Raw genomic sequence first — 837 nt, 5'->3', positions numbered from 1 at the left:
CGCGCCGCCCGCGCCGTCGGCTACGTCGGCGCCGGCACCGTGGAGTTCCTGGTGGCCGACGGCGCGGGCGGCGCGCAGGGCCAGGTCGTGCAGGTCCCTCTCCAGCGCGGCGGACAGTCCGGGGGCGGGTGCCTCCTCGACGACCTTCTGGTGGCGGCGCTGGAGGGAGCAGTCGCGGGTGCCGAGCGTCCACACGGTGCCGTGGGTGTCGGCGAGGACCTGCACCTCCACGTGCCGTCCGCCTTCGATGTACGGCTCGATGAACACCTCGCCGTCGCCGAAGGCGCGGGCCGCCTCCGCGCGGGCGGCGGCCAGCTCGCCCTCCAGGTCCTCCAGGCGCCTCACGATCCGCATCCCGCGTCCGCCGCCGCCCGCGGACGCCTTGACCAGCACCGGCAGGTCGGCCTCGGTGACGTTCGTCGGGGGCCGGATGCCCATGAGGCTTCTGGCGCGGGTCTTGGAGGCCATCGTCTCGATGGCCTCGGGGGGCGGTCCGATCCAGGTCAGGCCCGCGTCCAGGACGGCACGGGCGAAGTCGGCGTTCTCGGACAGGAAGCCGTAGCCGGGGTGGACGGCGTCCGCGCCGGCCGCGAGGGCCGCCTTCACGACCAGGTCGCCGCGCAGATAGGTCTCGGCGGGCGTGACCCCCGGCAGCCGTACCGCCGCGTCGGCCGTGCGGGTGTGCAGGGCGGTGTCGTCGGCGTCCGAGTGCACGGCGACCGTGCGGATGCCCAGTGCGGCGCAGGTGCGGAAGACGCGGCAGGCGATCTCGCCCCGGTTGGCGACCAGCAGAGTCGAAATCATCGGTTCGGTCCCTCACATCCGGAAGACGCCGAA

General features: G+C 74.4%; 1 protein-coding gene. It reads right to left on the bottom strand.

From position 1 onward, the window contains the following. Positions 1-804: biotin carboxylase N-terminal domain-containing protein (locus CCN35_RS24120; protein ID WP_281254820.1), on the bottom strand; the 804-nt coding region annotated here is incomplete at its 3' end. Positions 805-837: the final 33 nt, after the last annotated feature.

This window comes from Streptomyces thermovulgaris (genome assembly GCF_002155915.1).
In the GTDB taxonomy this organism is placed as follows: domain Bacteria; phylum Actinomycetota; class Actinomycetes; order Streptomycetales; family Streptomycetaceae; genus Streptomyces; species Streptomyces thermovulgaris.
The sequence above is the reverse complement of the archived record's forward strand: the minus strand, read 5'-3'. Positions and strand labels throughout refer to the sequence as shown.